Consider the following 706-nt stretch of genomic DNA (forward strand, 5'->3'; position numbering starts at 1 on the left):
TGGCATGAAGCAACAACAACTCATTGTTCAAAATTTATCTAGACAATATGACTATGCTAAAAAGCAATATGGTGCTACAAGTCAAGAAGCGCAACAGTTGAATGCTAAATTAACTGAAGAACGTGTGAAGTTAAAAGAGTTAAACGGTCAACTTACACAAACTACACAAGCACATAATCGTCTTGAGATGGAACAAAAGCAAGGTATCTCTTCTATGGCTCAAATCAGAGCAAAGATGACGCAATTTAATGATACTCTATCTCTATCAAGAAGTAATCTTGCACGTGCAGGCGAAAGTGTTAAAGCTTATAAAGTTCATTTAGACACTTTAAGTGGTAATTTAACTAAGCAACGTACAGTGTTACGTGAATTGAGTGCTCAGTATAAGCATGTTGCAAATGCTCAAGGTGAAAACAGTCAAGAAGCACGAGAATTGGCTAGTGCTATTACACAACAAAAAATCAAGATGAATGAACTTGAAACCGAAATTGATGAAACAACTCAAAGCTATAAACGATTGGCACAAGAGCAAAAACAGGCTCAATATTTGAGTGGTTCAGGATTTGGTAAAGGTATTCAAACAGTAAACAAGTATAAAGATTCGATTAATAACGTAGGATCATCAATGCGTAACGTTGGTTCAAACATGTCAATGTACTTCACATTGCCAGTTGTAGCCGGATTTGGTGCTGCAATTAAAACTGGA

The 706-nt window shown here is 36.1% G+C and carries 1 pseudogene; it reads left to right on the forward strand.

The annotated features are described in order from the left end of the window. Window positions 1-706: pseudogene (locus KA909_RS13370) on the forward strand (phage tail tape measure protein); the annotation flags it as partial.

Origin of the sequence: Staphylococcus sp. GDX8P54P, from assembly GCF_017893165.1 — a bacterium.
Classification (GTDB): domain Bacteria; phylum Bacillota; class Bacilli; order Staphylococcales; family Staphylococcaceae; genus Staphylococcus; species Staphylococcus borealis.